General features: G+C 25.9%; 20 protein-coding genes and 1 other annotated feature. Of the genes, 17 read left to right on the top strand and 3 right to left on the bottom strand.

The annotated features are described in order from the left end of the window. The first annotated feature begins 82 nt into the window (after positions 1-82). The 9 genes from NG904_RS10905 to bioD all read left to right on the top strand — a co-directional run bounded on the left by NG904_RS10905 (position 83) and on the right by bioD (position 8,972). Positions 83-1,321: a L,D-transpeptidase family protein gene (locus NG904_RS10905; protein ID WP_252231632.1), complete on the top strand. Its 1,239-nt coding sequence runs from the start codon at positions 83-85 to the stop codon at positions 1,319-1,321. A gap of 188 nt (positions 1,322-1,509) precedes the next feature. Beyond that, positions 1,510-2,247, top strand: a complete 738-nt coding sequence (locus NG904_RS10900; RefSeq protein WP_252231631.1) for a GntR family transcriptional regulator — start codon at positions 1,510-1,512, stop codon at positions 2,245-2,247. Between the two features lie 25 nt (positions 2,248-2,272). Further along, positions 2,273-3,409: an N-acetylglucosamine-6-phosphate deacetylase gene (nagA, locus tag NG904_RS10895; RefSeq protein WP_252231630.1), complete on the top strand. Its 1,137-nt coding sequence runs from the start codon at positions 2,273-2,275 to the stop codon at positions 3,407-3,409. 15 nt (positions 3,410-3,424) lie between these two features. Then, on the top strand, positions 3,425-4,174 hold the full coding sequence (gene nagB, locus NG904_RS10890) for a glucosamine-6-phosphate deaminase (protein ID WP_252231629.1): 750 nt from the start codon (positions 3,425-3,427) through the stop codon (positions 4,172-4,174). 135 nt (positions 4,175-4,309) lie between these two features. Further along, a complete protein-coding gene (gene nagE / locus NG904_RS10885; RefSeq protein WP_252231628.1) occupies positions 4,310-5,737 on the top strand; it encodes an N-acetylglucosamine-specific PTS transporter subunit IIBC in 1,428 nt (475 codons plus the stop codon). A gap of 83 nt (positions 5,738-5,820) precedes the next feature. Then, on the top strand, positions 5,821-6,495 hold the full coding sequence (locus NG904_RS10880; protein ID WP_252231627.1) for a copper homeostasis protein CutC: 675 nt from the start codon (positions 5,821-5,823) through the stop codon (positions 6,493-6,495). A 281-nt stretch (positions 6,496-6,776) separates the two neighbouring features. Continuing rightward, positions 6,777-7,346, top strand: a complete 570-nt coding sequence (locus NG904_RS10875) for a biotin transporter BioY (protein WP_252231626.1) — start codon at positions 6,777-6,779, stop codon at positions 7,344-7,346. Continuing rightward, positions 7,330-8,286: a biotin synthase BioB gene (bioB, locus tag NG904_RS10870; protein ID WP_252231625.1), complete on the top strand. Its 957-nt coding sequence runs from the start codon at positions 7,330-7,332 to the stop codon at positions 8,284-8,286. The genes NG904_RS10875 and bioB overlap by 17 nt, the downstream gene beginning before the upstream one ends. Positions 8,287-8,288: 2 nt before the next feature. Next, entirely contained in the window at positions 8,289-8,972 is a 684-nt protein-coding gene (bioD, locus tag NG904_RS10865) for a dethiobiotin synthase (protein ID WP_252231624.1), read from the top strand. 190 nt (positions 8,973-9,162) lie between these two features. On the opposite strand, the gene NG904_RS10860 is transcribed toward bioD, so the two are convergent. Next, a complete protein-coding gene (locus NG904_RS10860; protein WP_252231623.1) occupies positions 9,163-9,990 on the bottom strand; it encodes a MerR family transcriptional regulator in 828 nt (275 codons plus the stop codon). A 372-nt stretch (positions 9,991-10,362) separates the two neighbouring features. Here NG904_RS10860 and NG904_RS10855 point away from each other — a divergent pair, with 372 nt between their 5' ends. The 3 genes from NG904_RS10855 to NG904_RS10845 are packed head-to-tail and all read left to right on the top strand — an operon-like array spanning position 10,363 to position 14,868. Then, positions 10,363-12,090, top strand: a complete 1,728-nt coding sequence (locus NG904_RS10855) for an ABC transporter ATP-binding protein (protein ID WP_252231622.1) — start codon at positions 10,363-10,365, stop codon at positions 12,088-12,090. Continuing rightward, entirely contained in the window at positions 12,090-13,871 is a 1,782-nt protein-coding gene (locus tag NG904_RS10850) for an ABC transporter ATP-binding protein (RefSeq protein ID WP_252214815.1), read from the top strand. The genes NG904_RS10855 and NG904_RS10850 overlap by 1 nt, the downstream gene beginning before the upstream one ends. Positions 13,872-13,899: 28 nt before the next feature. Continuing rightward, positions 13,900-14,868, top strand: coding sequence for a Gfo/Idh/MocA family protein (locus NG904_RS10845; RefSeq protein WP_252214817.1), 969 nt, complete (start codon positions 13,900-13,902; stop codon positions 14,866-14,868). 206 nt (positions 14,869-15,074) lie between these two features. Here NG904_RS10845 and ilvN read toward each other — a convergent pair whose 3' ends face one another. Together ilvN and ilvB are read right to left on the bottom strand one after the other, a co-directional pair. Then, a complete protein-coding gene (ilvN, locus tag NG904_RS10840; protein ID WP_003374451.1) occupies positions 15,075-15,368 on the bottom strand; it encodes an acetolactate synthase small subunit in 294 nt (97 codons plus the stop codon). After that, positions 15,361-17,040, bottom strand: a complete 1,680-nt coding sequence (gene ilvB, locus NG904_RS10835) for a biosynthetic-type acetolactate synthase large subunit (protein WP_252231621.1) — start codon at positions 17,038-17,040, stop codon at positions 15,361-15,363. The genes ilvN and ilvB overlap by 8 nt, the downstream gene beginning before the upstream one ends. 556 nt (positions 17,041-17,596) lie before the next feature. Here ilvB and NG904_RS10830 point away from each other — a divergent pair. The 5 genes from NG904_RS10830 (at position 17,597) to NG904_RS10810 (ending at position 23,250) form a co-directional block, all read left to right on the top strand. Further along, on the top strand, positions 17,597-18,088 hold the full coding sequence (locus NG904_RS10830; protein WP_252214823.1) for a CarD family transcriptional regulator: 492 nt from the start codon (positions 17,597-17,599) through the stop codon (positions 18,086-18,088). Positions 18,089-18,288: 200 nt separating this feature from the next. Then, entirely contained in the window at positions 18,289-18,444 is a 156-nt protein-coding gene (locus NG904_RS10825; protein WP_003372054.1) for a zinc-ribbon domain-containing protein, read from the top strand. A 456-nt stretch (positions 18,445-18,900) separates the two neighbouring features. Then, positions 18,901-20,601, top strand: a complete 1,701-nt coding sequence (locus NG904_RS10820) for an FUSC family protein (protein ID WP_252231620.1) — start codon at positions 18,901-18,903, stop codon at positions 20,599-20,601. Between the two features lie 153 nt (positions 20,602-20,754). After that, positions 20,755-21,026 (top strand) — a binding site (T-box leader). Between the two features lie 110 nt (positions 21,027-21,136). Continuing rightward, the gene (gene brnQ / locus NG904_RS10815; protein ID WP_252231619.1) at positions 21,137-22,477 is read left to right on the top strand and encodes a branched-chain amino acid transport system II carrier protein; all 1,341 of its coding nucleotides are present in this window, start codon (positions 21,137-21,139) and stop codon (positions 22,475-22,477) included. 92 nt (positions 22,478-22,569) lie between these two features. Beyond that, positions 22,570-23,250 carry a Crp/Fnr family transcriptional regulator gene (locus NG904_RS10810; RefSeq protein ID WP_252214832.1) on the top strand — a complete coding sequence of 227 codons (681 nt, stop codon included), beginning with the start codon at positions 22,570-22,572 and terminating at the stop codon, positions 23,248-23,250. Positions 23,251-23,269 lie beyond the last annotated feature (19 nt).

The following is a 23,269-nucleotide window of genomic DNA, read 5'->3' as shown; positions in this document are numbered from 1 at the left end:
ACGCATTTAAAACAGAGCCTAATTTTTAAATAAGTTGTAGCTTTGTTTAATCTAATATAAAAATTTTAGGGGGATTATTTTTATGGAGAAAGAAATTAATAATTATAATAAGTTCATAAGTAAATGCTTAGCCACTTTTTTAAGTATGATTTTAGCATTAAGTATAATATTTATTAATACTACAAATGCTTATGCAAAAACTTTAAGTTCTACATCAAGTGATGAATATGTATTAAAATTAATAAAAAGAGGTGGAACTACTGAAGAAATTAAAGGAAAAGATATAAATTTAAAATTCAATTCTACAGATCCGATATCAATTTCTTACGATGAACAATTATTGAGACAATGTATAGATAAATTATCTTGTTTAAATCCAACTAATGTAACTGAACCAAAAAGTTCAAAATTAGAATATAGAAATTATTCTTATATAATTACACCGGAAGTTATAGGAAGTAAATTAAATAAAGAAAAATTATATACTAATGTAGTTATGGCTATAAAGAACCAAGAGATTGAATTGAATTTAGAAAAATTGGACTGTTATGAGCATCCACAATATACATCTAGTTCACCAGAGGTAATTTATGCAGCAGATACTATTAACAAGTATTTATCAGCTAATATAACTTATAGTTATGGTGGAATGGTACAAGCTGTAGATAAATATAAAATAATAGATTGGATTTCAATAGATTCCAATTTATCAATAGTATTAAATGAATCTAAAGTTAGAAGTTTCGTAGAAGAACTAGCTAGTTCTTATAGAAATTCATTAGGAAGTTCAATAAAAGTTGGTGGAGGATATTCTGGAAATAACCATGGATGGGCAATTAATGTAGATGAAGAAACTAAAAGATTAATAAGTCTTATAAAAAGTGGACAAACTCTAACTACTTATCCATCATATTATCAAACATCAGTAGCAGGATATTTTGATAATTTATCAGATACTTTTGTTGAAATAGATATGACTAATCAACATTTATGGTTTTATAAAAATGGATATTTGGTTACTGACAGTGCTATAGTTACAGGAAATATGAGTGCAGGTTATGCAACACCAAGTGGAATTTATAAATTATATTATAAACAAAAAGATACAGTACTAAGAGGTCCAGGATATGCTGCTCCAGTAAGCTTCTGGATGCCGTTTAACGGTGGAATAGGACTTCATGATGCGAATTGGAGATCGGAATTTGGTGGAGAAATTTATAAAAATGGTGGTTCACATGGATGCATAAACTTACCGTATAGTACAGCAAAATCTATTTATGATAATATAACACCTAAAACTACAATTATTTGTTATTATTAAATATAGGATAAAAAGTCTAATGTAGAATAAAACTACATTAGGCTTTTTTTGTTTACATATATAAACATTCTATTAAAATATAATCTTTATTAAAAAAATAATTGACATTGAAAACGATATAGCATATTATATTGGTATAGACCAATTGGTATATACCAATATAATATACCAAGATGGGGGAGATAAGATTGAAAATAGTAGACAAAAATTTAAACATACCATTACATACTCAATTATCTTTGATAATTAGAGAGATGATAGAAAGTGGTGAATTAAAAGAAGGCAACTATTTAATGCCAGAAAGAGAAATTTGTAAGATTCAAAATGTTAGCAGAATGACAGTTAACAAGGCAATATTAAATCTTGTATCTGAAGGATTATTAGATAGGAAACAAGGAAAAGGAACGTTTGTTGCCTATAAAAAGAAAAAACATAAATTCCAAAAGTTACAAGGATTTACGGAAGTAATGAATGAAAAAGGGTTTAAAGTAAAAAGTAAATTATTAAATTTTCACTTAGACTTTCAAAATAAAAGTATAAGAGAGAAACTAAATGTTAAAGATAAGGACACATTAATATATAAAATTGAAAGAATAAGATATATAGATGATGATCCTTTCGCATTAGAAATTGTTTATATATTAAAAGATATGTGTGAAGATTTGAATGAGGATTTAATAAAAGAAAATTCTTTATATACATTATATAGAGAAAGATATCATCATAAAACAAAGAGAGCAGAGCAAGTAATAAGTCCAATAATTATAGATGAATTTACATCTAATTTATTAAATCAAGAGAGTGATACATTAGCACTTAAAATAGATAGATTAGTATATACAGATAAAGAAGAAATAATGGAATATACGAGTTCAATATTCATAACAGATAAGCATGAATATGAAATAGTATTACATGAAAACTAAAAAAATTTGATAGGAAGGGTTGAATATGAAAGCAATAATAAACGGAATAATTGTAACTAAGAATGGAGTTTTAGAAAATAAGGTTCTTTTATTTGATAAAAAAATAATTAGTATGTGTGATGAAATACCAGAAAATTGTGAACTAATTGATGCAAAGCAAAAAATAGTGACGCCGGGTCTTATAGATATACATGTACATGGTAGTTGTAATTTTGATACTATGGATAATTCAATAGAAGCAATAGAAGCTATAAGTAATGGAATTTGTAAAAATGGTGTTACTTCATTTTTACCAACAACAATGACGATGAGTAAGGAACACATTTATAATTCTTTAAATACAATAAAAGAATGTATGGCAAATGGTACTGCTGGGGCAAAAGTTATTGGAGCTCATATGGAAGGGCCTTTTATAAATCCAATTTATAAAGGAGCACAAGATGCTAAATATATATTAAAACCAAATTTTCAATTTATAAAAAACTACACTGATGTTATAAAATTAGTTTCATATTCACCTGAACTAGATGATGATTATGAATTTACAAAGAAAGTTAAAGAAAATACTAAGATTATTTTATCAATTTGCCATAGTAATGCTTCATACAAACAAACCATGGAAGCAGTAAATTTAGGAGCTTCTAATATAACTCATTTATTTAATGCTATGACTCCATTAAATCACAGAGAACCAGGGGTAGTTGGTGCTGCTCTTATGAGCAATACTTATTGTGAAATAATAGCAGATAAGATACATGTAGATAAGAATTTATTTCAATTTATATTAAATAATAAAGGGAAAGAAAAAGTAATTCTTATAACTGATAGTATGAGAGCAGGGTGTATGAAAGATGGTAAATATGACCTTGGTGGACAAGACGTATATGTTAAAGATGGTGCAGCTAGGTTAATTAATGGAACTTTAGCAGGTAGTATTTTAACTTTAAATAAGGCAGTTTACAATTTCTTTGAAAATACTAACTTGGAGCTTAATGAAGTTATAAATATGGCTTCGTTAAATCCAGCTAAATCTATAGGTATAGATGATAAAAAAGGAAGTTTGGAGATAGGAAAAGATGCAGATATATGTATTTTTGATGATGAGATGAATTGCCATCTTTCCATATCGGAAGGAAGGATTATTTTTAATAAATTAAATTAGAGGTGGGATAAGTTTATGAAAATATTAGTTTGTGAAAATTATGATAAGTTAAGTGAAAAAGCAGCTCAAATAATAATGAGCCAAATAACTTTAAAGTCTAATTCAATATTAGGTCTTGCAACAGGAAGCACTCCAATAGGAATGTATAGAAAATTAATTGAAATGTATGAAAATAAAATGATAGATTTTTCAGAGGTAAAAACATTTAATTTAGATGAATATCAAAATTTACCTATAGATAATAATCAAAGTTATCATTATTTTATGGATGAAAATTTATTCAATTATATAAATGTTAAAAGAGAAAATATTCATATACCTAATGGAATGGCTATTGATATTGAAAAAGAATGTATAGAATATGATGATTTAATAAAGAATACTGGTGGAATAGATATACAAGTATTAGGCATAGGAAATAATGCTCATATAGGATTTAATGAACCAACAGTAAGTTTTGAAAAGAAAACTTATGTAGTTGAATTAGAAGAATCTACTAGAATTGCAAATGCAAGATTTTTTAATAGTTTAGATGAGGTACCTAGTAAGGCAATAACAATGGGAATAGGCTCAATATTTGAAAGTAAAAAAATTATGCTTTTAGCTACTGGAGAAAATAAAGCAAAGGCTATATATGATACTGTTTATGGAAAAGTGACACCAGAAGTTCCAGCTTCAATACTTCAATTTCATGATGATGTGGTGATTATATTAGATAAAGAAGCAGCAAACTTGTTAAATCCAGTGGATTATAATATAGTTTAAAAAATTTATTAGCACAATATAGTACTAAAAATATAATTCCAATATGGTAACTGAGTAATTAGTAGAATTAATAATGATACTAAAATTATTGGGAGATATTTAGATAAAACTTATTTTTATAAGGAGGAACAACTTATGATTAAATTTTTACAACGTATTGGGAAATCACTTATGCTTCCAATAGCATGTCTACCAATTGGTGGATTAATGCTTAGAATCGGTCAACCAGATGTAATTAATGCGTTAAGTTTCATACCGTTTTTTAAAACAATATTACCTTTCTTTGCTTCAGCAGGAAGTGCATTATTTGATAATTTACCGTTGTTATTTGCAGTGGGTGTTGCTGTAGGATTATCTGATGACCAAAATGGTGCATCAGGATTAGCTGGAGTTATTACTTATTTAACGTTAACTAATGTAACTAAGCAATATTGGAGTATGAATTATGCACCAGAAGTTGCTGCAACTTTAAAAATATCATTTTTGGGAGGTATACTTGCAGGAGTTATAGGAGGATTATCCTATAATAAGTTTAGAACTGTAAAACTACCAGAGTTCTTAGCATTTTTTGGAGGAAGAAGACTTGTTCCAATCATGTCAGGATTAATTGCATTTGTAGTAGCAATACCTCTTGGAATGATTTGGCCATCAATTCAAAATGGATTAGGAAATGCATCGGTTGGAATATCAGCTTTGGGTGCAGTTGGTGTAGCATTATTTGGTTTCTTTAATCGTTTACTAATACCTATGGGGCTTCATCATGTTTTAAATTCATTTTTCTGGTTCCAATTAGGAGATTATAATGGTGTTTCAGGAGATTTAAATAGATTTTTCCAAGGAGATCCTACTGCAGGACATTTTATGGCAGGATTTTTCCCAGTAATGATGTTTGGTATGCCAGCAATAGGACTTGCAATTTACTTTGCAGCTAAAAAAGAAAAAAGAAAAGCAGTATCAGGAATGTTAGTATCATTAGCTCTTACAGCTTTCTTAACAGGTGTTACTGAACCATTAGAATTCTTATTTATATTCTTATCACCAGTTTTATTAGTGGCACATGCTTTATTAACTGCTTTATCTTGTTTTATAGTAGATTTTATGGGAGTATTACATGGATTTACATTTTCAGCAGGATTCATTGACTATGCATTAAACTTTAATTTAGCAACTAATCCATCATTGATAATACCAATAGGACTTGGAATAGGGATTCTTTATTTCTTAATATTCTTTGTATTAATAAAGAAATTAAATTTACCAACTCCAGGTAGAGAAGAAGAGGATGGTGAATTTACAGAAAATATAAATTTAAATACATCTGATGAAAACGTTTATGGAAGATATATAGAATATTTAGGTGGAAAAGAAAATATATTAAAAGTTGATAATTGCGCAACTCGTTTAAGATTAGAAGTAAAAGATTCAAGTTTAATTGATGAGAAAAAATTAAAATCTATTGGTGCTAGAGGTGTCGTTAGATTAGATAAAAATAGTGCTCAAGTTATAGTAGGAACTAATGTAGAATTTGTTGCAGATGGAATTAAAAACATAATGAGGATTTAATTAAAATTAAAACTATAATTTAAAATATATAATAAGGAGTCGTAAGATACACGACTCCTTTAAATTACTTGAGGTGATATATAATGTTAGAGATAATAGGAATGACAGTGAATGATGCAAAAATTATAGAAGATTGTGGAGCTGATAGAATAGAACTTGTAAGTGCTTTAACAGAAGGTGGACTTACTCCAAGCTTTGGAATTATAGAAAGTGTAATAAAGAATGTTAAAATACCTGTAAATGTAATGATACGACATCACGCAAAGGGGTTTATTTATAGTGATGAAGAAGTAGATATAATGTTAAGGGATATTGATATAGTAAAAAAATTAGGTGCTAATGGTGTTGTGCTCGGAATGTTAGATAGAGATAAAAATATATCAGAAGTGCAACTTATAAGAATTCTTAAAAATTGTAATGGAATAGATGTGACATTTCATAAAGCTATAGATGAAACAAATCCAATAGAAAGTATAAAAATACTTAAAAGATATAAAGAGATAACGAATGTACTGACTTCTGGTGGAAATGGTAATATAGTGAATAATATACCTATAATAAAAGAGATGATAGGAAATTCAGAGCATATTAATATACTTTTAGGTGGAGGATTAAACTTTAATAATATAGAAATGCTTAAGGAAAATACAGAATTTACAGATTTTCATTTTGGAACTTCTGTAAGAATTAATAATAGTCCATTTGAAGAGATTAGTGAAGAAAAATTAAAATGTTTAGTAAAAATCTTAAAAAAATAATTTTAAGTTATATTATTGAAAAGAACTAGAACAACTAATAAAGTATTTGTTCTAGCTCTTTTTATATATTAAGGTTTTTAAATGGGCTTATTTAAATATCATATTATTTTAAAGTACTCATTATAGAATATTTCGTTATTATTTTATGCTACTTGATGGATATTTATAAAATATTTAAATAATATTTTATATTGTAAACTATAAAAAGAAGATAGGTTGACAATGCAGTGATATACAACTATAATTATTCACATATTTATGAAAATAGGAGAATTATAGTTATGAAAAAATCAAAAATTAGGAATATGAGTTATTGTGCATTATTTACAACATTAATTATAGCAGGAGCATTTATTCAAATTCCTGTACCGTTTATGGACTATTTTACATTACAATTTCTTTTTGTTATTTTATCTGGAATGATTTTAGGACCTAAGTTAGGGGCAACGTCTGTGGGAACATATGTAATGTTAGGTTTATTAGGAGTTCCAGTGTTTGCAGCTGGAGGAGGAATTCAATATGTTTTTAGGCCAAGCTTTGGATATTTGATAGGATTTATTGCAGCATCATTTTTAGTTGGATGTGTAGTAAAGAAGATAAAAGCAAAGAGTTTTAAGAAATATTTAATTTCAGCTTTAACAGGCTTTTTAACAACCTATTTTATTGGCATATTATATAAATTTATAATTTTAAATTTATATTTAAAAACACCAACATCATTAAGTATTATCATATTATCATGCTTTCCGTTAGATATACCAGGTGATATTGTATTATGTATAATGGGAGCTACATTAGCAAGTAAGATAAATCCAATTTTAAGGGGTAGGTACATTGAATATAGTAAATAAATATAAAGAAAAAGTTTTAAATGGAGAATTAATTTCTAAAGAAGAAGCTTTAATACTTTCAGAAGAAAATACATATGAATTAGCGTATTCAGCAGATGAAATAAGAAAAAAATTATGTGGAAACAATTTTAACTTATGCACAATTATAAATGGAAAGAGCGGAAGGTGTGGAGAAAACTGTAAATATTGTGCTCAATCTGCATATTTTAAAACTAATATTGAGGAATATGATATTTTAGATAGTGAATCAATAATAAAAAGTGCAATATCTAATTATAATAGTGGAGTTCACCGCTTTTCAGTTGTAACTTCAGGAAAAAAATTAAGTGAAAATAACGTTAATAAAATATGTGATACATATGTTAAGTTAAAAGAAAAATGTTCTATTAATATTTGTGCATCTCATGGATTATTAAATTATGAGGAATTATTAAAGTTAAAAGAATCTGGAGTAATTCGCTATCACAATAATATAGAGACATCCAAAAGTTTTTTTAAAAATATTTGTACTACACATACTTTTGAAGAAAAAATAATTACTATAAAAAACGCATTAAAGGCTGGTCTTGAAGTTTGTAGTGGTGGGATTATAGGTCTTGGAGAAACTATGGAAGATAGGATTGATATGGCATTTACATTAAAAGAACTTGATGTAAGTAGCATTCCGATTAATATTTTAAATCCAATAAGGGGAACAGCTCTAGAAAATCAAGAGATTTTATCTTATGATGAAATAATTAAAACATTTGCATTATTTAGATTTATTCTGCCAACAAGGCAAATTCGTATTGCAGGAGGTAGAGCGTTGCTTAACGATAAGGGGGAAAGACTTATGAAATGTGGAGTGAATGCGGCAATTTCAGGAGATATGTTAACAACATGTGGAATAAAAACTTCTGATGATATAAAAATCATAAAAGAGTTAGGATTTCAGGTATAGTTATGGCAAAAGGAGTTTTCATAACAGCTACTAATACTGATATAGGAAAGACTTATATAGCTGCTTTAATTATAAAAAAATTAAGAGAAGCAAAAATTAATTGTGGTTATTATAAGGCAGCACTTAGTGGTGCAGAAATTATAAACAACAATATTATAGCGGGAGATGCTAAGTATGTTTATGATGTAGCAAATATTAAGGGTAATCCTAATGAATGTGTAAGTTATATTTTTAAACAAGCTGTATCTCCACATTTGGCAGCTAAACTTAATAATGTAGAAATTAGCATGAACAAAATAATTTATGATTTTAATTGTAAATGTAATAAGGTTGATTATATTACAGTAGAAGGTAGTGGGGGAATAGTTTGTCCAATTTATGATGGTAAAAAGAAAATAATGTTAACAGATATTATAAAAAAATTTAAAATTCCTATTATATTAGTATCGGCTTCAGGTTTAGGTAGTATAAATGGCACTATTTTGACCTTGGAATATATAAAAAAACATAATCTTACTGTAAATTCAATAATATTAAATAATTATGATAAATCTAATATTATTCACATAGAAAATAAAAGAATTCTAGAAGAAATGACTAAGTTACCCATTTATACGTGTAAGAATTCTTCAAATGATATAGATATTTCTTTGAAAGATATTAAAAATTTTTATGGATGTATATAGAGTTAAATTAAGTATATTATAGAATCATGCTTATTTATACAAATCAATAATTATATATAGATTAAAGTTTTGATTCTGTTTTAAATATGTATTGATATATGCAATAGGCTAAGTGGCATTGTAGTTGGCTTTTAGAATTTTCGCCAGCTTTGATTATTCATATATCAATACTTTGATATAACTTAGAGCTCTATTTAGTATTAACTTCAACTGAAATTTCGGTTAAATAATTATTATAGCCTTTTACAGAGGCCTCATCTAAAATAAATTCTTCATAAGCATAACCACCAATATTAAGATTAAATCTATCTAAGAATGATAGTATTTTCTTATATGTAGAATCAATGTTTTCATAATTACCTTTATGATATGCTACTGCATATATTCCTTTTGGTTTAATAAAAGATGAAGGGCAATTTGTCTGTAAGTCTATTTTTGTATAAAGATAAGAATAGTTTTCTTTTACTCCTTGTAATATATTTTTACTATTAATCATAGCACCAAGGGAATAATTAGTATTCAATTTATTAGAAGTACAATATTTCATATGTTCGGATACTGATCTTAAGTATTCTTTACAACTTACGTTCTCTATAGATTTACTAATAATTAAATGCTCCTCTTCTTTAAATTCTAAGCTTATCTTTAATGGGTTAATTTCACATGCTTTTTGTGTCACATCAATTTTAGTTTGCATAAGTTTTTTTATTCTATTTAAATTTTCAATTTCATTATCTATTTCTAACATTTTATTTTTAAATAGATTTATTAATGAATCAGGTGTTCTATTATCAAGATAAGATTTAATATCTTTTAATGGCATATTAATTCCTTTTAAAATCATAATAACATTAAAGATTTCAAATTGATGATGTGAATAATATCTATAGCCATTTTTATCTTTTATCTCAGGCGAAAAAATGCCTATATCATCATAGTGAAAAAGGGTTTGCTTTTTAATATTACATAGTTTTGCAAATTCTCCAGTGTTAAAATATTTTTTTAATTTTTCACTCATTTTTTAATTCTCCTATTGACTATACGGTTACTGTATACTTTATTATTATATAATAATATTTCTATAAAGATTTTTCAATAATGTAAATTTTATATGGTAAAATTAAGAAATATATAAAATAATATAGTAGTTGTAAAATTAATATTAATAACTTGAACTCAAATATTATATATTAAAGTTAATGATATTTTAAAATAGTTCTCATATTTTAGTATAAATAAATTAAAATAAAACTAACTAACAATATAAATGTTTAATTAAATATAAGGAAGAGTTAGTACAAACTAATTAAGAATAATTTAAGATGCAATAATAGTTTTAATATTTTTGAAACACTATAATCAATAAAAATAGATGGGAGAAAATTATATAATGAAATTAATTTTAAAATATTTAAAAAATTATAAATTTCTAATAATTTTAAATGTAATATCCGTTTTTGGATTTGCCTTAGTTGAATTAGGAATTCCAACTGTTATGGCTAAAATTATTGATAATGGAATAACTAATAGTGATGTACAGTACATAAAAAATATGGGATTAGTTATTGTTTTAATTTCTATTTTAGGAGTGATAGGAACAATAATGCTTGGATACTGCTCAGCAAAGATATCTACAAGTATAACTAGAGATATGAGAAATGACATATTTAAAAAAGTACAGGGATTTTCACATAGTGAGTACAATAAATTTGGGGTTTCTTCCATGATTACAAGAACTACAAATGATGCGTATCAAGTTATGCAATTTACTAATACATTGCTTAGAGTGGCGTTACTTACTCCTGTTATGTTTGGAGTAAGTTTGGTGATGATATTAAAGACTAATTTAAAACTATCATCAGTATTATTAATAGCATTACCATTTATAATAGTTGGAGTTGTTATAATTGCAAAATTATCTCATCCTATATCAGAAAAGCAACAAAATAAATTAGACAGGTTAAATAGAATATCTAGAGAAAATTTAACTGGTATAAGAGTTATTAGAGCGTTTGGAAATGATGATCATGAGAGAGAAAGATTTTATGAAACTAATAATGAATATGCTAAAATATCAAAAAATTTATTCAAGCTAATGGCTGTATCGCAACCGGCATTTTTCTTATTACTTAATGTAGCTATAATCACTATCTTTTGGTTATCAAGTAATATGATAAATATAGGAACACTTCAAGTTGGACAACTAGTAGCATTTATAGAATATTTATTTCATGCTATGTTTTCAATGATGTTATTTTCAATGATATTTATTATGTATCCAAAGGCACAAGTATCTGCAAATAGAATTGAAGAAATACTAAAAGAAGAGCCAATAATAGAAAATCCTAAAAATGGTATTAAGAGTACAGAAATTAGAGGCCTAATAGAATTTAATGATGTTACATTTACTTATCCAGGTGGAGAAGAAGCCGTATTAAAGGATATATCTTTTAGTGCTAAAAAAGGTGAAACAGTAGCTTTTATAGGGAGTACTGGTAGTGGAAAATCTACTTTAATTAATTTGATTCCAAGATTTTATGATGTTACGGAAGGTAATATAAAGATAGATGGTATTGATGTTAGAGATTATGATTTGAATTATCTTCGTAAAAAGATTGGATTTATACCACAAAAAACATTATTATTTACAGGCAGTATATCTAATAATATTAAATTTGGTAAGAAAAATGCAAGTACCGGTGAAGTTGAATATTCAGCTAAAGTATCACAAGCTTATGATTTTATTTCACATAAACCTAAGATGTTTGATGAAATGATAACTGAAGGTGGAGCAAATGTATCTGGTGGACAAAAACAAAGATTGTCTATAGCAAGAGCTATAGTTAGAAAACCAGAAATATATGTTTTTGATGACAGTTTTTCAGCGTTAGATTTTAAAACAGATTCATTACTTAGAGAAAAATTAAAAGAAGAAACAAAAGAATCAGTAGTTTTAATAGTAGCACAGAGAGTAAGTTCAATAATGGATGCAGATAAAATTATAGTTTTAAATGAGGGAAAAATTGTTGGAATGGGTAAACACAAAGAACTGTTGAGTAATTGCAATATATATAATGAAATTGCCTCATCTCAGCTTACAAAGGAGGAATTAGCATAATGAAAAAATTTAAATATACAGTAAATAAGATATTCCCTTTTGTAAAACAATATAAAAAATCATTTATAGGAGCAATTTTATTAATAATAATAGCTGCAGTATTTACAGCTATTGCTCCTGTTGTAGAAGGGCTTATAATAACACAACTTACAAGTGATTCAATTAATATAGTTAAAGGAATTGACGGTGCAGCAGTAAATTTTAGTTATATTATAAAGGTACTTATAATATTAGGAATAGTTTATGTATTTAGTGCTTTATCAACTTATGCAGCTAGCTTTTTATTAACTAATTCTATACAAAATACAATGAGAGATTTAAGAAATGCAGTTCAAAATAAAATAAGAAAATTACCAATAAGCTATTTTGATAAAAATAGTCAAGGGGATGTATTAAGTAGAATTACTAATGATATAGATACAATATCTAATGCTCTTCAACAAAGTTTTAGTCAAGTAATTAATGCTATATTATCATTAACATTAGCAGTGATAATGATGTTTACAATTAATATTAAATTAGCATTACTTGCAATATTAATTATTCCTGCAAGTTATTTAGTTTCAAAGATAGTAGTATCAAAATCGCAACAACTATTTTATCATCAACAAAATGCATTAGGAAAATTAAATGGTAATGTTCAAGAAATGTATACTGGATTTAACGAAATAAAGTTATATGGAAAACAAGAAGATGCTATTAAAGAATTTTCAGATATAAATGAAGAACTTTATAAAACAGGATTTAAGGCGCAATTTATATCAAGTACTATGTCTCCGTTTATTTCATTAATAACTTACCTTGGAATTGCTGTCATAGGAGTTTTAGGAGCATTTTATTCTGTAGCTGGAACATTAACTGTAGGTAATCTACAAGCATTTATACGTTATATATGGCAAATAAATCAACCACTTTCACAAGTAACACAATTATCTTCTGCAATTCAAGCAGCATTTGCAGCTATAGAGCGTGTATTTGAAATATTAGATGAAGAAGAGCAAATTCCTGATAAGAAAAATTTCAAAAAGATAAGTGATCCTAAAGGAAATGTTTCTTTTGAACATGTTAAGTTTGGATACTTTGATGATAAACCTTTAATTACTGACTTAAATGCAGAAATAAAAAGTGGCCAAATGGTTGCTATAGTAGGTCCAACAGGAGCTGGAAAAACTACATTAATTAATTTATTAATGAGATTTTATGAAATTCAAGGCGGATCTATAAAAATAGATGGTGTAGATACTAGAGATATGAAACGTGAGGACTTAAGATCTATTTTTGGAATGGTTCTTCAAGATACTTGGTTATTTAACGGAAGTATTTATGAAAATATAGAGTATGGTAGATTTGAGGCAACTAAAGATGAAATTATAGAAGCTGCTAAGATAGCCAATGTACATCACTTTATTAAAACTTTACCAGATGGTTATGATATGTTTATTAATGAAGAGGGGTCTAATATATCTCAAGGAGAAAAGCAGCTGTTAACTATAGCTAGAGCAATAATATCTGATCCGGCAATCTTAATATTAGATGAGGCTACTAGTTCAGTAGACACAAGAATTGAGTTAATGCTTCAAAAAGCAATGAGAAATATAATGAAGGGTAGAACAAGTTTTGTTATTGCACACAGACTTTCAACCATTCGTAATGCAGATTTAATTTTAGTAATAAATGATGGTAATATTATTGAACAAGGAAACCATGAGGAATTAATGAAAAAAGGTGGATTTTATGAGAAATTATATAATAGCCAATTTTCTAATAAAGATACAATTTAAATATATAATGTAAATTAGAGGTGAAATTATGAAAAATATAAATTGGGCTATATTAGGACCAGGAACCATAGCAAATGATTTTGCACAGGCTATAGAAGAGGTGAATGGAAGTATTTATGGTGTAGGATCAAGAAATATAGAAAAGGCAAAGGAATTTGCATGTAAGTATAATGTTAAGAAGATATATGGAAACTATGAAGAGATGTTAAATGATGAAAATATTGATGTGGTTTATATATCTACACCACATTGTAATCATTATGAATATATAATAAAAAGTCTTAAGAATAATAAAAATGTATTTTGTGAAAAGGCAATAACAGTTAATGGTGAGCAATTAAAAGAAATAGCTGATTTAGCAAATAAAAAAAATCTAATTGTTGCTGAAGCTATGACTATATATCATATGCCATTATATAAAAAGTTAAGTGGACTTATAAGCAGTGAAAAATTAGGAAAAGTAAAGATGATTCAAGTTTCTTTTGGAAGTTTAAAAGAATATGACATTAATAACAGATTTTTTAGTCCAGACTTAGCAGGTGGGGCTTTATTAGATATTGGAACGTATGCATTATCATTTACTAGATATTTTCTTTCAAGTCAGCCAAATGAAATTTTAACAACAGCTAAAAAATTTGAAACTGGAGTAGATGAACAATCTGGAATAATACTTAAAAATTCAAATGATGAAATGGCTGTAATTTCATTAACAATGAGAGCAAAACAACCTAAAAGAGGTGTTGTAGCTTGTGAAAAGGGTTATATAACTGTTGAGAATTTCCCAAGAGGAGATAAAGCAACAATAACTTATCCAGATGGAGAGGTTGAGATTATAGAAGCAGGAGAGAGTAATAAAGCATTGATATATGAAGTTGAAGATATGAATAAATATATATTAAATAAGGGTAAATGCAATACATTAAATCTATCAATTGACGTTATGAATATAATGGATGAAGTTAGAAATCAATGGGGATTAAAATATTCATTTGAATAATAATATATAGATTAGAAATATTATAAAATTTTAATTTTTATATAAAAATAGAAATAAAGATTAAAAGAGGAAAGTGGGAGAGGTAATAAATAAATTTATTTTGAAATTTTTAAATATACTTTTTAAATTATAATTTTAAATTAGTACATCCCCACTTTCTACTAAAATATCAAATAGTTATAATGTTTTCAAAGTATTAGAAATAACTACTTTATTTTTAATACTTTATCTAGATTTTGAAAAATTGAATAATCATAATCTTGGTGAAGCGATACTTCAAGAACATCATAAAGTTTTTCTAATTGTTTTATAATTTGTTCTAATGCAAAGTCGTTTTTTACAAGTAAGAACATTTTACTTGTACTTCCATCTCCAATTTGGGTACAAAGTATCCCTTCTAAATTAAAAGCTCTTCTAGCAAACAGTCCTGTTATATGACTCATCACTCCAGGATGATTTCTTACAAGCAATTCAACGAGATAAAAATCAGTATTAATCATATAATTTTTCACCACCAATCATTTTTATATTTGCATCACCAGGATAAACCATAGGTAATACATTTTCAGTCTCATTAATTGGTATATTAATTAAATAAGGACCAGGTTTTGATAATATTTCTTTTAATTTATCTAATGAATCATTTTCTTGTGATAAATTACAACTATTTATTCCAAAACCATTAGCGATTATTTTAAAATCAGGATTTGATATAAACTTTGATGCAATAAAGTGTTTATCATAAAATAATTCTTGTTGTTGGCGAACTAATCCTAAATGATGATTATTTAATATTATTATTTTTATATTTAAATCTAGATCCTTAAGTGTTGAAAGTTCTTGAATATTCATTAAAATTGATCCATCACCAGAAAAGCAAATAATTTGTCTTTCTTTATTTGCTAATGCAGCACCAATTGCTGTAGGAAGTCCAAATCCCATTGTTCCTAAGCCGCCAGAAGTCAAGAAGGTTCTAGGATACTTAAAAGGATATCTTTGAGCTGTCCACATTTGATGTTCACCTACATCAGTAACTATTATCGTATCGTCAGAAACATTATTACCAACAAAAGAAATTATATTAGTTGGATGTAGAAGATTATCAAATTGAGGAAGTGGATAATCTTTTTTAAAGCACTTAACTCGTTCTATCCACGATGTTCTTTCTTTTTTATTAACAAGAGGTAAAATATCTTCTAGGAAATATTTAATATGTTCATTCATCGATAAGCTGCTAATTTTAACTTTATTAATTTCTGCAGGATCAATATCTATATGGATTATTGTAGCTTTAGGACAAAATTTATTTATATCTCCAGTAGCTCTATCATCAAATCTAACCCCGAATGCTAATATTAAATCTGCTTCGTTAAGTAGATAATTTGTGTAAGGAGCTCCATGCATTCCAAGCATTCCTAAGTTTAAATCATCATTAACTGGAAATGCACCTAATCCCATTAAACTTAATGTGACAGGAATATTACTCTTTTTAGCTAATGTATATAGATCATTAGAGGCATTAGCACTAATGATACCTCCTCCAGCATAAATAATAGGCTTTTTGGCTGTATTAATTAATTCAGCAATACATTCAAGTTTATAACTTTTGGGGGATTTTTTAATAGAAGCACCTTCTTTATTTTGTTTAAAGATATTTTCATCTACTTCTATAATTTCAATTTGAATGTTTTTTGGGATATCTATTAGTACAGGACCAGGACGCCCTTCCATTGATATTTTAAAAGCTTCTGGTATGATAGTAAAAAGGTCTTTAGAATTTCTAACTAAAAAATTATGCTTAGTAATAGGAATAGTTAGCCCATAGGCATCAACTTCTTGAAAAGCATCTGTACCGATAGCGGAAAGAGGTACCTGTCCAGTTATTGCAATTAGTGGAATAGAATCTAATTTAGCATCAGCAATAGCAGTAAGCAAATTTGTAGCACCAGGACCAGATGTTGCAAAACATACACCAGGTTTACCTGTACTTCTTGAAATACCTTGAGCTATAAAAGCAGCACCTTGTTCATGCCTAGCTAAGATATGAGTTATATTACTTTTATATAAAGCATCATATATTGGAAGATTAAATCCACCAGGAATGCCAGCAATATATTTTATTCCTTCATTTTCTAATAATTTAATAACTATTTCCGCACAATTGTATTTCATATAAATCACTCCTCTTTGAAAAATTATCCTATAGAGATATAAAAAACTCTTTATCCAAATAAAACAGGACGAAGAGAAACTCATCGAGACACCATCTGAAATTTGTATTATTTAATATAAGATATTCTATATAATATTGTCATTATAACAGTAGGTACTGGTTTAAATGTTTAGGCTAAAAACTTAAAGGCTAGTTATATAGGTATGATAAAAATTAAAAGAAACTATAATTTTTATAATATCTACTTGTTCATATGTTTAAATTGTTAATTATATAATATTTTATATAATTATATGATTAAATGTTATATTTTATCAAGTGATTTTTTCAAATTATCAATAAAATTATTGCAAAAATTTAAATGAAATAGAATTATATATTAAATATTTAAGTCAATAATTGATATGTGTACGTTTAAATTCATTATGAATCATTAAATAATAAATTAATGGAAATTTTATGTTGATACTGATTAGGTTTTATGATAAAATAAAAGTTTTATAAAAGTAACTAAATGTGGTATACTATAATAGTAAAACCAAAGGAGGTTATTTTTTGTTTAATATAGGAGATAAAATTGTATACCCTAGCCAAGGGGTAGGTATAATTGAATTAATAGGTGAAATGTTATTTAAAGGGGAAGTTCAGAATTATTATAAAATACATATATTTAATAATAATATGACATTAACATTACCAATTAATAGAGTAAATGATTTAAACATAAGATTAGTAAGTGATTCGGAAACTTTAGATAATGCTCTAGAAAATGTAAAAGAATTTACAAATAACGTAGAAGAGTTAAATAAATCTGATTTTAAAGAAAGAGCATCCATTAATAATCAAAAAATAAAATCAGGAACATTAACGGATTATTTAGAAGTTGTGTGTAATCTTACTAAAGTAAAAGAACAACATTCTTTAAATTCAAGCGAAAAGGATACTTTACGCAAAACAGTGAAAACACTAGTTGAAGAAATAAGTCAATCTAAGAATTTATCTAATGATGATGCTAGTAATTTATTAAATTTAGCAATTAATTTTTAATAATAACATTTATAAGATAAAAAAGGCTTGCTATTTATCAAAAAAGTGTTATTATAAGAATATCGGTAATATATATAAGTAAATTATAAAAATATCGATAAAGATAAAAAGGTTTTTAATATAGATGTATAAATTTCTCCTTTTAGAGAATGATATTAATCAATATATTAATCTTTTAATTAACAAGGAGGAATTTTAAAATGGAAGATAAGACTTTAGTATGTAGAGATTGTGGTAAGGAATTTGTTTTCACAGTAGGAGAACAAGAATTCTACAAAGAAAAAGGATTCACTAACGAACCTACAAGATGTATTGACTGTAGAAGAGCTAGAAAACAACAAAACAACAGAAGATAGTTTTGTTTAATATAGGAGTGCTTTTAGTAAAGTAATTTACTAAAAGCACTCCTTTTTTTATGTATAGGAAATTATAGAATTTTTGAAGAGTGAAGGGTTCACAGCCAATTTGTTCTTATTTAGGAAATTATAAAAATCTTAAATGTGTGTTGATATATGCATAAGTAAAGTATGAAATAAAATAGATCTATCTCTAAATAAGAAATTATTTAAGAGTATGGGTCTATTTTTATTGTATAAAATTTAATATTTAGAAAATTGATAATAACTGAATACAGATGTTTTATTTCATGAATAATTTAAAGAATTATAAACAAATTATAAGTAATATTAAATTTATTTATATAGGAGATAAACATTTATGGATATTTACCAAGAAAACAATAATTATAATTTATTAAAAAATCTTATGTTGAAATATAAAAAATTAACCATAAATATACAGGGTTATTATTTATGATTAATAAAATAATAAACAAATATCATATTAATGTTTATTCAATGTTAAAGCATGGTACTGTAGCTGTAATAACTATGTTCGGTGTTGGATTATTGTTTGGAATAAAAAATATAATGCTAGCATTTCCAATAGCTTTAACATCAACAGTTTTAAGTAGACAAAATCTACAGGTTAAAATTATCAGTAAAATTTTAAATATAATTCTTATTGATTTAGCAATTGTAGTAGCAGCATTTATTTCATCGCAAAATATTTATTGGGGGATTATAATAAATTTTATATCTATATTTTTAATAATGTATAATATAATTTCACCTTATGATATGGCTTTTTACAAACCGTTTATTATGTTATATATATTTACTCAGTACGCACGTATATCTTTAGAAGAATTGCCTCTTAGAATATTAGCAGTTATTTTTGGTGTATTAGTTATAGTTTGTAGCAATATAATAACAAAAGTTAATGAGAAATCTAAATTAGGAAATAGTATAACTTCATCTTTATTATTGATGAAAAGTCAGCTTAAGAATATTATTAATGGTAAATTTGAAGAAAATATAGTGAAAAAGTGCTCTAAAATTATGAGAGAACTAGTATATAAAGTTTATATCACAAGACATAAAAAATATTTAACAACTAATTTAGGAAGAATACAGTTTAATATATACATAAATATGGAATATTTTAATCTTTATTTAAGAAATGTATATTCTGAATATAATAATAATGATATTAAAAAGAATGAAATTGAAGATATAATAAATGTAATAGATGATATATTAGATTATTCTAATTATAGTGTAACTGTAGAAGAATTAGAAAATAAAATAAATCTATTTAAAGATTTATATAATAATGAATCTAAAACTTTAAGTGAGATATGTAATATAATGAATTCTTTAAAAATTAGTATAAAAGAATTAAAGGAATTAGGAAATAAAGAAATAAATAAAATTTATAGTGAGTGGGAAAAGGAAAATATAGAAAATTTTAGAGAATCGTTTCATAAAGGTATGAGATTTAATTTTGCAATGAGAATGGCAATAACCTTAACAATAGTTTTATTTATTGGTGAAATTTTAGGGTACTATAAAATAATATGGGCTATTATAACAATAATGTCTGTAATTCAACCATATTATGAATATACTTTAAATAAAACTAAAGAAAGAATAATTGGAAATGTTATAGGAATATTGTTTACAGGAATATTTATAAATTTAGTAAATTTAAAATGGATAACTATATTAATTTTAATATTATCATTATATTTATTATATGGATTTAAAGAATATTATAAAATCTCACTATTTGCTTCAATTGCCTCTATATGTATAGCATCATTAGCAGAAAATATAAATGTTCTTCTTATTTATAGAATAATTTATGTAATAATAGGAGTAGTGATAGTTATAATAGTAAATAAAAAAATATTTCCATATAGATTAAAAGAGGGAATAGATGAGCTTATAATTAAGATTGATAAATTAAATACTATGTTAATAAACTATAGTATAGCAATTTTAAATGGTACTGAAAATCCTAATAAAGTTAGAAATATAATAATACATTCTACTTTACTATGTGAAAAATTAGAAATAAGAAATTTAAATTTTAATGATGAAAATATAAGGAGAATTGTAAATACTAATAATGAATTTGTGATTCAAGTAGGTTATAGAGTTCTTAAGTAATTTTGATATATTAGTAATTAAATATAAAATTTTCAAAATATTTTATTAAAAATATTTTAAATAAATGAAAAAAATGATAATTTGATAAATAAATAGGCGAAATATTGACAATATAAGTAGAGGGGTATATTCTAAATATAGATTTAATAAAATAAAAATTCTAAGAAGAGAAAGAGTAAGTAATATTTTTGTTCTACAGAAAGTTAGCGGGTGATGAAAGCTAATGTACAATGTATAACTGAAGATCATCTCAGAGAAGTGAAGCTGAAATTTTAATGAGAATTGAGTAAGTTTCAACGGAGTTTCACCGTTAACAGAAAAGCGTATTATTTAGTACGTAATGGAGTGCTATAAAATGAGTTGCATATTTTTATATATCATTTTATAGAATTAGGGTGGTATCGCGATTTAACCTCGTCCCTTTATTAGGGACGGGGTATTTTTATATGTAAAAAGGGGGAATTTAAATGGATATTGAAGGTGACATTAAGCATTGAGTTAATAATAAAAAATAACAATCTAGGGGGATTTTAAAATGAGAAATTTATCAAAGAAAAATTTAGTACTTGTAAGTTTTATGCTTTTTTCAATGTTTTTTGGAGCAGGGAATTTAATATTTCCACCATTTTTAGGTCAATCAGCAGGAAATCAAACATGGATAGCATTAATGGGATTTTTTATAACAGCAGTTGGGTTTCCTATTTTAGGAGTAATTGCAGTTGCTAAATGTGGAGGATTAAAAAATTTGGCAAGTAGAGTCAATCCAAGTTTTGCTATTGTATTCACAATATTAATATATTTATCAATTGGACCATGTCTAGGAATTCCTAGAGCAGGAAGCTTACCATTTGAAATGGCAGTAGCTCCATTTTTACCAAAGGAATTCTCTATCACATTATCACGATTAATTTATACTTTTGCATTTTTTGCTATTGCATATTGGTTATGTTTATCACCAGGAAAATTAGTTGATCGTGTAGGTAAATTTTTAACTCCTACACTATTATTTCTTATTTCAATTGTATTTATAGGAAGTTTATTTAAGCCATTAGGGGGATATGGATTAGCAAGTGGAGAATATTTATCATCACCTTTAGCAAAAGGATTTTTAGAGGGATATATGACTATGGATACAATAGCTGCTTTAAACTTTGGTATAGTAATAGCATTTGCTATAAAGTCTAAGGGAGTTGATGATGAAAATGGAATAATTTCAACATCAATAAAATCAGGATTTATTGCAGGGTTAATGTTAATAGTTATTTATTGTATGTTAGCACATTTAGGAGCTACTTCAGTTGGAATATTTGGAGCAACAGAAACAGGTGCACAAACACTTACTAATGTAATGACATATTTATTTGGAAAACCAGGAGTTATATTATTAGCCGCAATTTTTACAGTAGCATGTTTAACAACTTGTGTTGGTCTTATAACATCTTGTAGTGAATATTTCACAACATTAAATTCAAAAGTAAATTATAAAATGTGGGTTAGAATACTTACACTTTCAAGTATGATACTTGCTAATATGGGATTAAGTAAAATACTTGCAATATCAGTACCTGTTTTAAATGCAATTTATCCAATTTCCATAATGCTTATATTACTAGGAATATTAAATGATATTTTTGGAGGAAGTTCAATAGTGTATACTTTAACACTTTTATTTACAGGAATAGTAAGTATTGTTGATGCTTTTAGCCAAGCTGGAATAAGAATAGATATTTTAATAAATATATTTTCTAAGTTGCCACTTTATTCTCAAGGATTAGGATGGATTCTACCAGCAATCTGTGGAATGGGCTTAGGATTAGTATGTAAATTATTGAAAAGCAAATTTAATAAAAGAGATTTATTATTAGAAGATGTTTAAATATTATATTAATGATATAATATAAATTAAAATTCAGAAAAACATACATTTAATATAATGTGTGTTTTTCTTTTTAGAAAGGTGTAATTTATATGAAAGATTTAATAAATAAATTAAATAAAAATAATTTGTTTCGAGGACTTAGTGAAGAAGAAATAAGTTGTGTTATATCTGATAAAAATTATTTTATTAAGTCATATAAAAAGGGCGAAATTATTGCTTCAGAAGATGATGAATGTAGTAGTTTGGGAATTATATTAGATGGTATGGTAGAAATACAAAAAATATATTTAAGTGGAAAATACATTGTTTTAAAGAGGTTATCTAATAATCAAGTATTTGGAGAAGCACTTATTTTTTCAAAAAAAAATACTTATCCATCTACAATAGTTGCATTTGAGGATTGTAGTGTTTTATATATGAAACGAAAAACTATTATAAGTTTATGTTTAGCAAATGAAAAATTACTAGAAAATTTTATGTCTATATTAAGTAATAAAATTTTGATGCTTAATGCTAAAATAAAGAATATATCATTTAAAAGTATTAAGCATAAGGTTATAAATTTCATACTTGAATTGTCTAAAAAACAAAATAGTATATATATAACTTTAAAGGAAAGCAAAAAGGAAATTGCCTCTAATCTTGGAATACCTAGGCCATCATTATCACGAGAACTTATGAATTTAAGAGATATGGAGTACATAGAATTTGATAAAAATATAATTAAAATATTAGATTTAGAAAAATTAGAAGAAGAATTATTTAATTAAAATATAAGGCTATGTTTTA

It is taken from the genome of Clostridium sp. ZBS15 (assembly GCF_023845705.1).
In the GTDB taxonomy this organism is placed as follows: domain Bacteria; phylum Bacillota; class Clostridia; order Clostridiales; family Clostridiaceae; genus Clostridium; species Clostridium aquiflavi.
This window is presented reverse-complemented; position numbering and strand designations above follow the sequence as displayed.

What these genes read in the sequence shown, in the direction of transcription:
- bioD (WP_252231624.1), top strand. Translation starts at nt 8,289, where the DNA reads ATGGCAAAAGGAGTTTTCATAACAGCTACTAATACTGATATAGGAAAG.
- NG904_RS10810 (WP_252214832.1), top strand. Translation starts at nt 22,570, where the DNA reads ATGAAAGATTTAATAAATAAATTAAATAAAAATAATTTGTTTCGAGGA.
- NG904_RS10820 (WP_252231620.1), top strand. Translation starts at nt 18,901, where the DNA reads ATGATTAATAAAATAATAAACAAATATCATATTAATGTTTATTCAATG.
- nagE (WP_252231628.1), top strand. Translation starts at nt 4,310, where the DNA reads ATGATTAAATTTTTACAACGTATTGGGAAATCACTTATGCTTCCAATA.
- ilvB (WP_252231621.1), bottom strand. Translation starts at nt 17,040, where the DNA reads ATGAAATACAATTGTGCGGAAATAGTTATTAAATTATTAGAAAATGAA.
- NG904_RS10905 (WP_252231632.1), top strand. Translation starts at nt 83, where the DNA reads ATGGAGAAAGAAATTAATAATTATAATAAGTTCATAAGTAAATGCTTA.
- NG904_RS10860 (WP_252231623.1), bottom strand. Translation starts at nt 9,990, where the DNA reads ATGAGTGAAAAATTAAAAAAATATTTTAACACTGGAGAATTTGCAAAA.
- NG904_RS10875 (WP_252231626.1), top strand. Translation starts at nt 6,777, where the DNA reads ATGAAAAAATCAAAAATTAGGAATATGAGTTATTGTGCATTATTTACA.
- NG904_RS10845 (WP_252214817.1), top strand. Translation starts at nt 13,900, where the DNA reads ATGAAAAATATAAATTGGGCTATATTAGGACCAGGAACCATAGCAAAT.
- NG904_RS10855 (WP_252231622.1), top strand. Translation starts at nt 10,363, where the DNA reads ATGAAATTAATTTTAAAATATTTAAAAAATTATAAATTTCTAATAATT.
- NG904_RS10880 (WP_252231627.1), top strand. Translation starts at nt 5,821, where the DNA reads ATGTTAGAGATAATAGGAATGACAGTGAATGATGCAAAAATTATAGAA.
- brnQ (WP_252231619.1), top strand. Translation starts at nt 21,137, where the DNA reads ATGAGAAATTTATCAAAGAAAAATTTAGTACTTGTAAGTTTTATGCTT.
- NG904_RS10850 (WP_252214815.1), top strand. Translation starts at nt 12,090, where the DNA reads ATGAAAAAATTTAAATATACAGTAAATAAGATATTCCCTTTTGTAAAA.
- nagA (WP_252231630.1), top strand. Translation starts at nt 2,273, where the DNA reads ATGAAAGCAATAATAAACGGAATAATTGTAACTAAGAATGGAGTTTTA.
- nagB (WP_252231629.1), top strand. Translation starts at nt 3,425, where the DNA reads ATGAAAATATTAGTTTGTGAAAATTATGATAAGTTAAGTGAAAAAGCA.
- ilvN (WP_003374451.1), bottom strand. Translation starts at nt 15,368, where the DNA reads ATGATTAATACTGATTTTTATCTCGTTGAATTGCTTGTAAGAAATCAT.
- NG904_RS10825 (WP_003372054.1), top strand. Translation starts at nt 18,289, where the DNA reads ATGGAAGATAAGACTTTAGTATGTAGAGATTGTGGTAAGGAATTTGTT.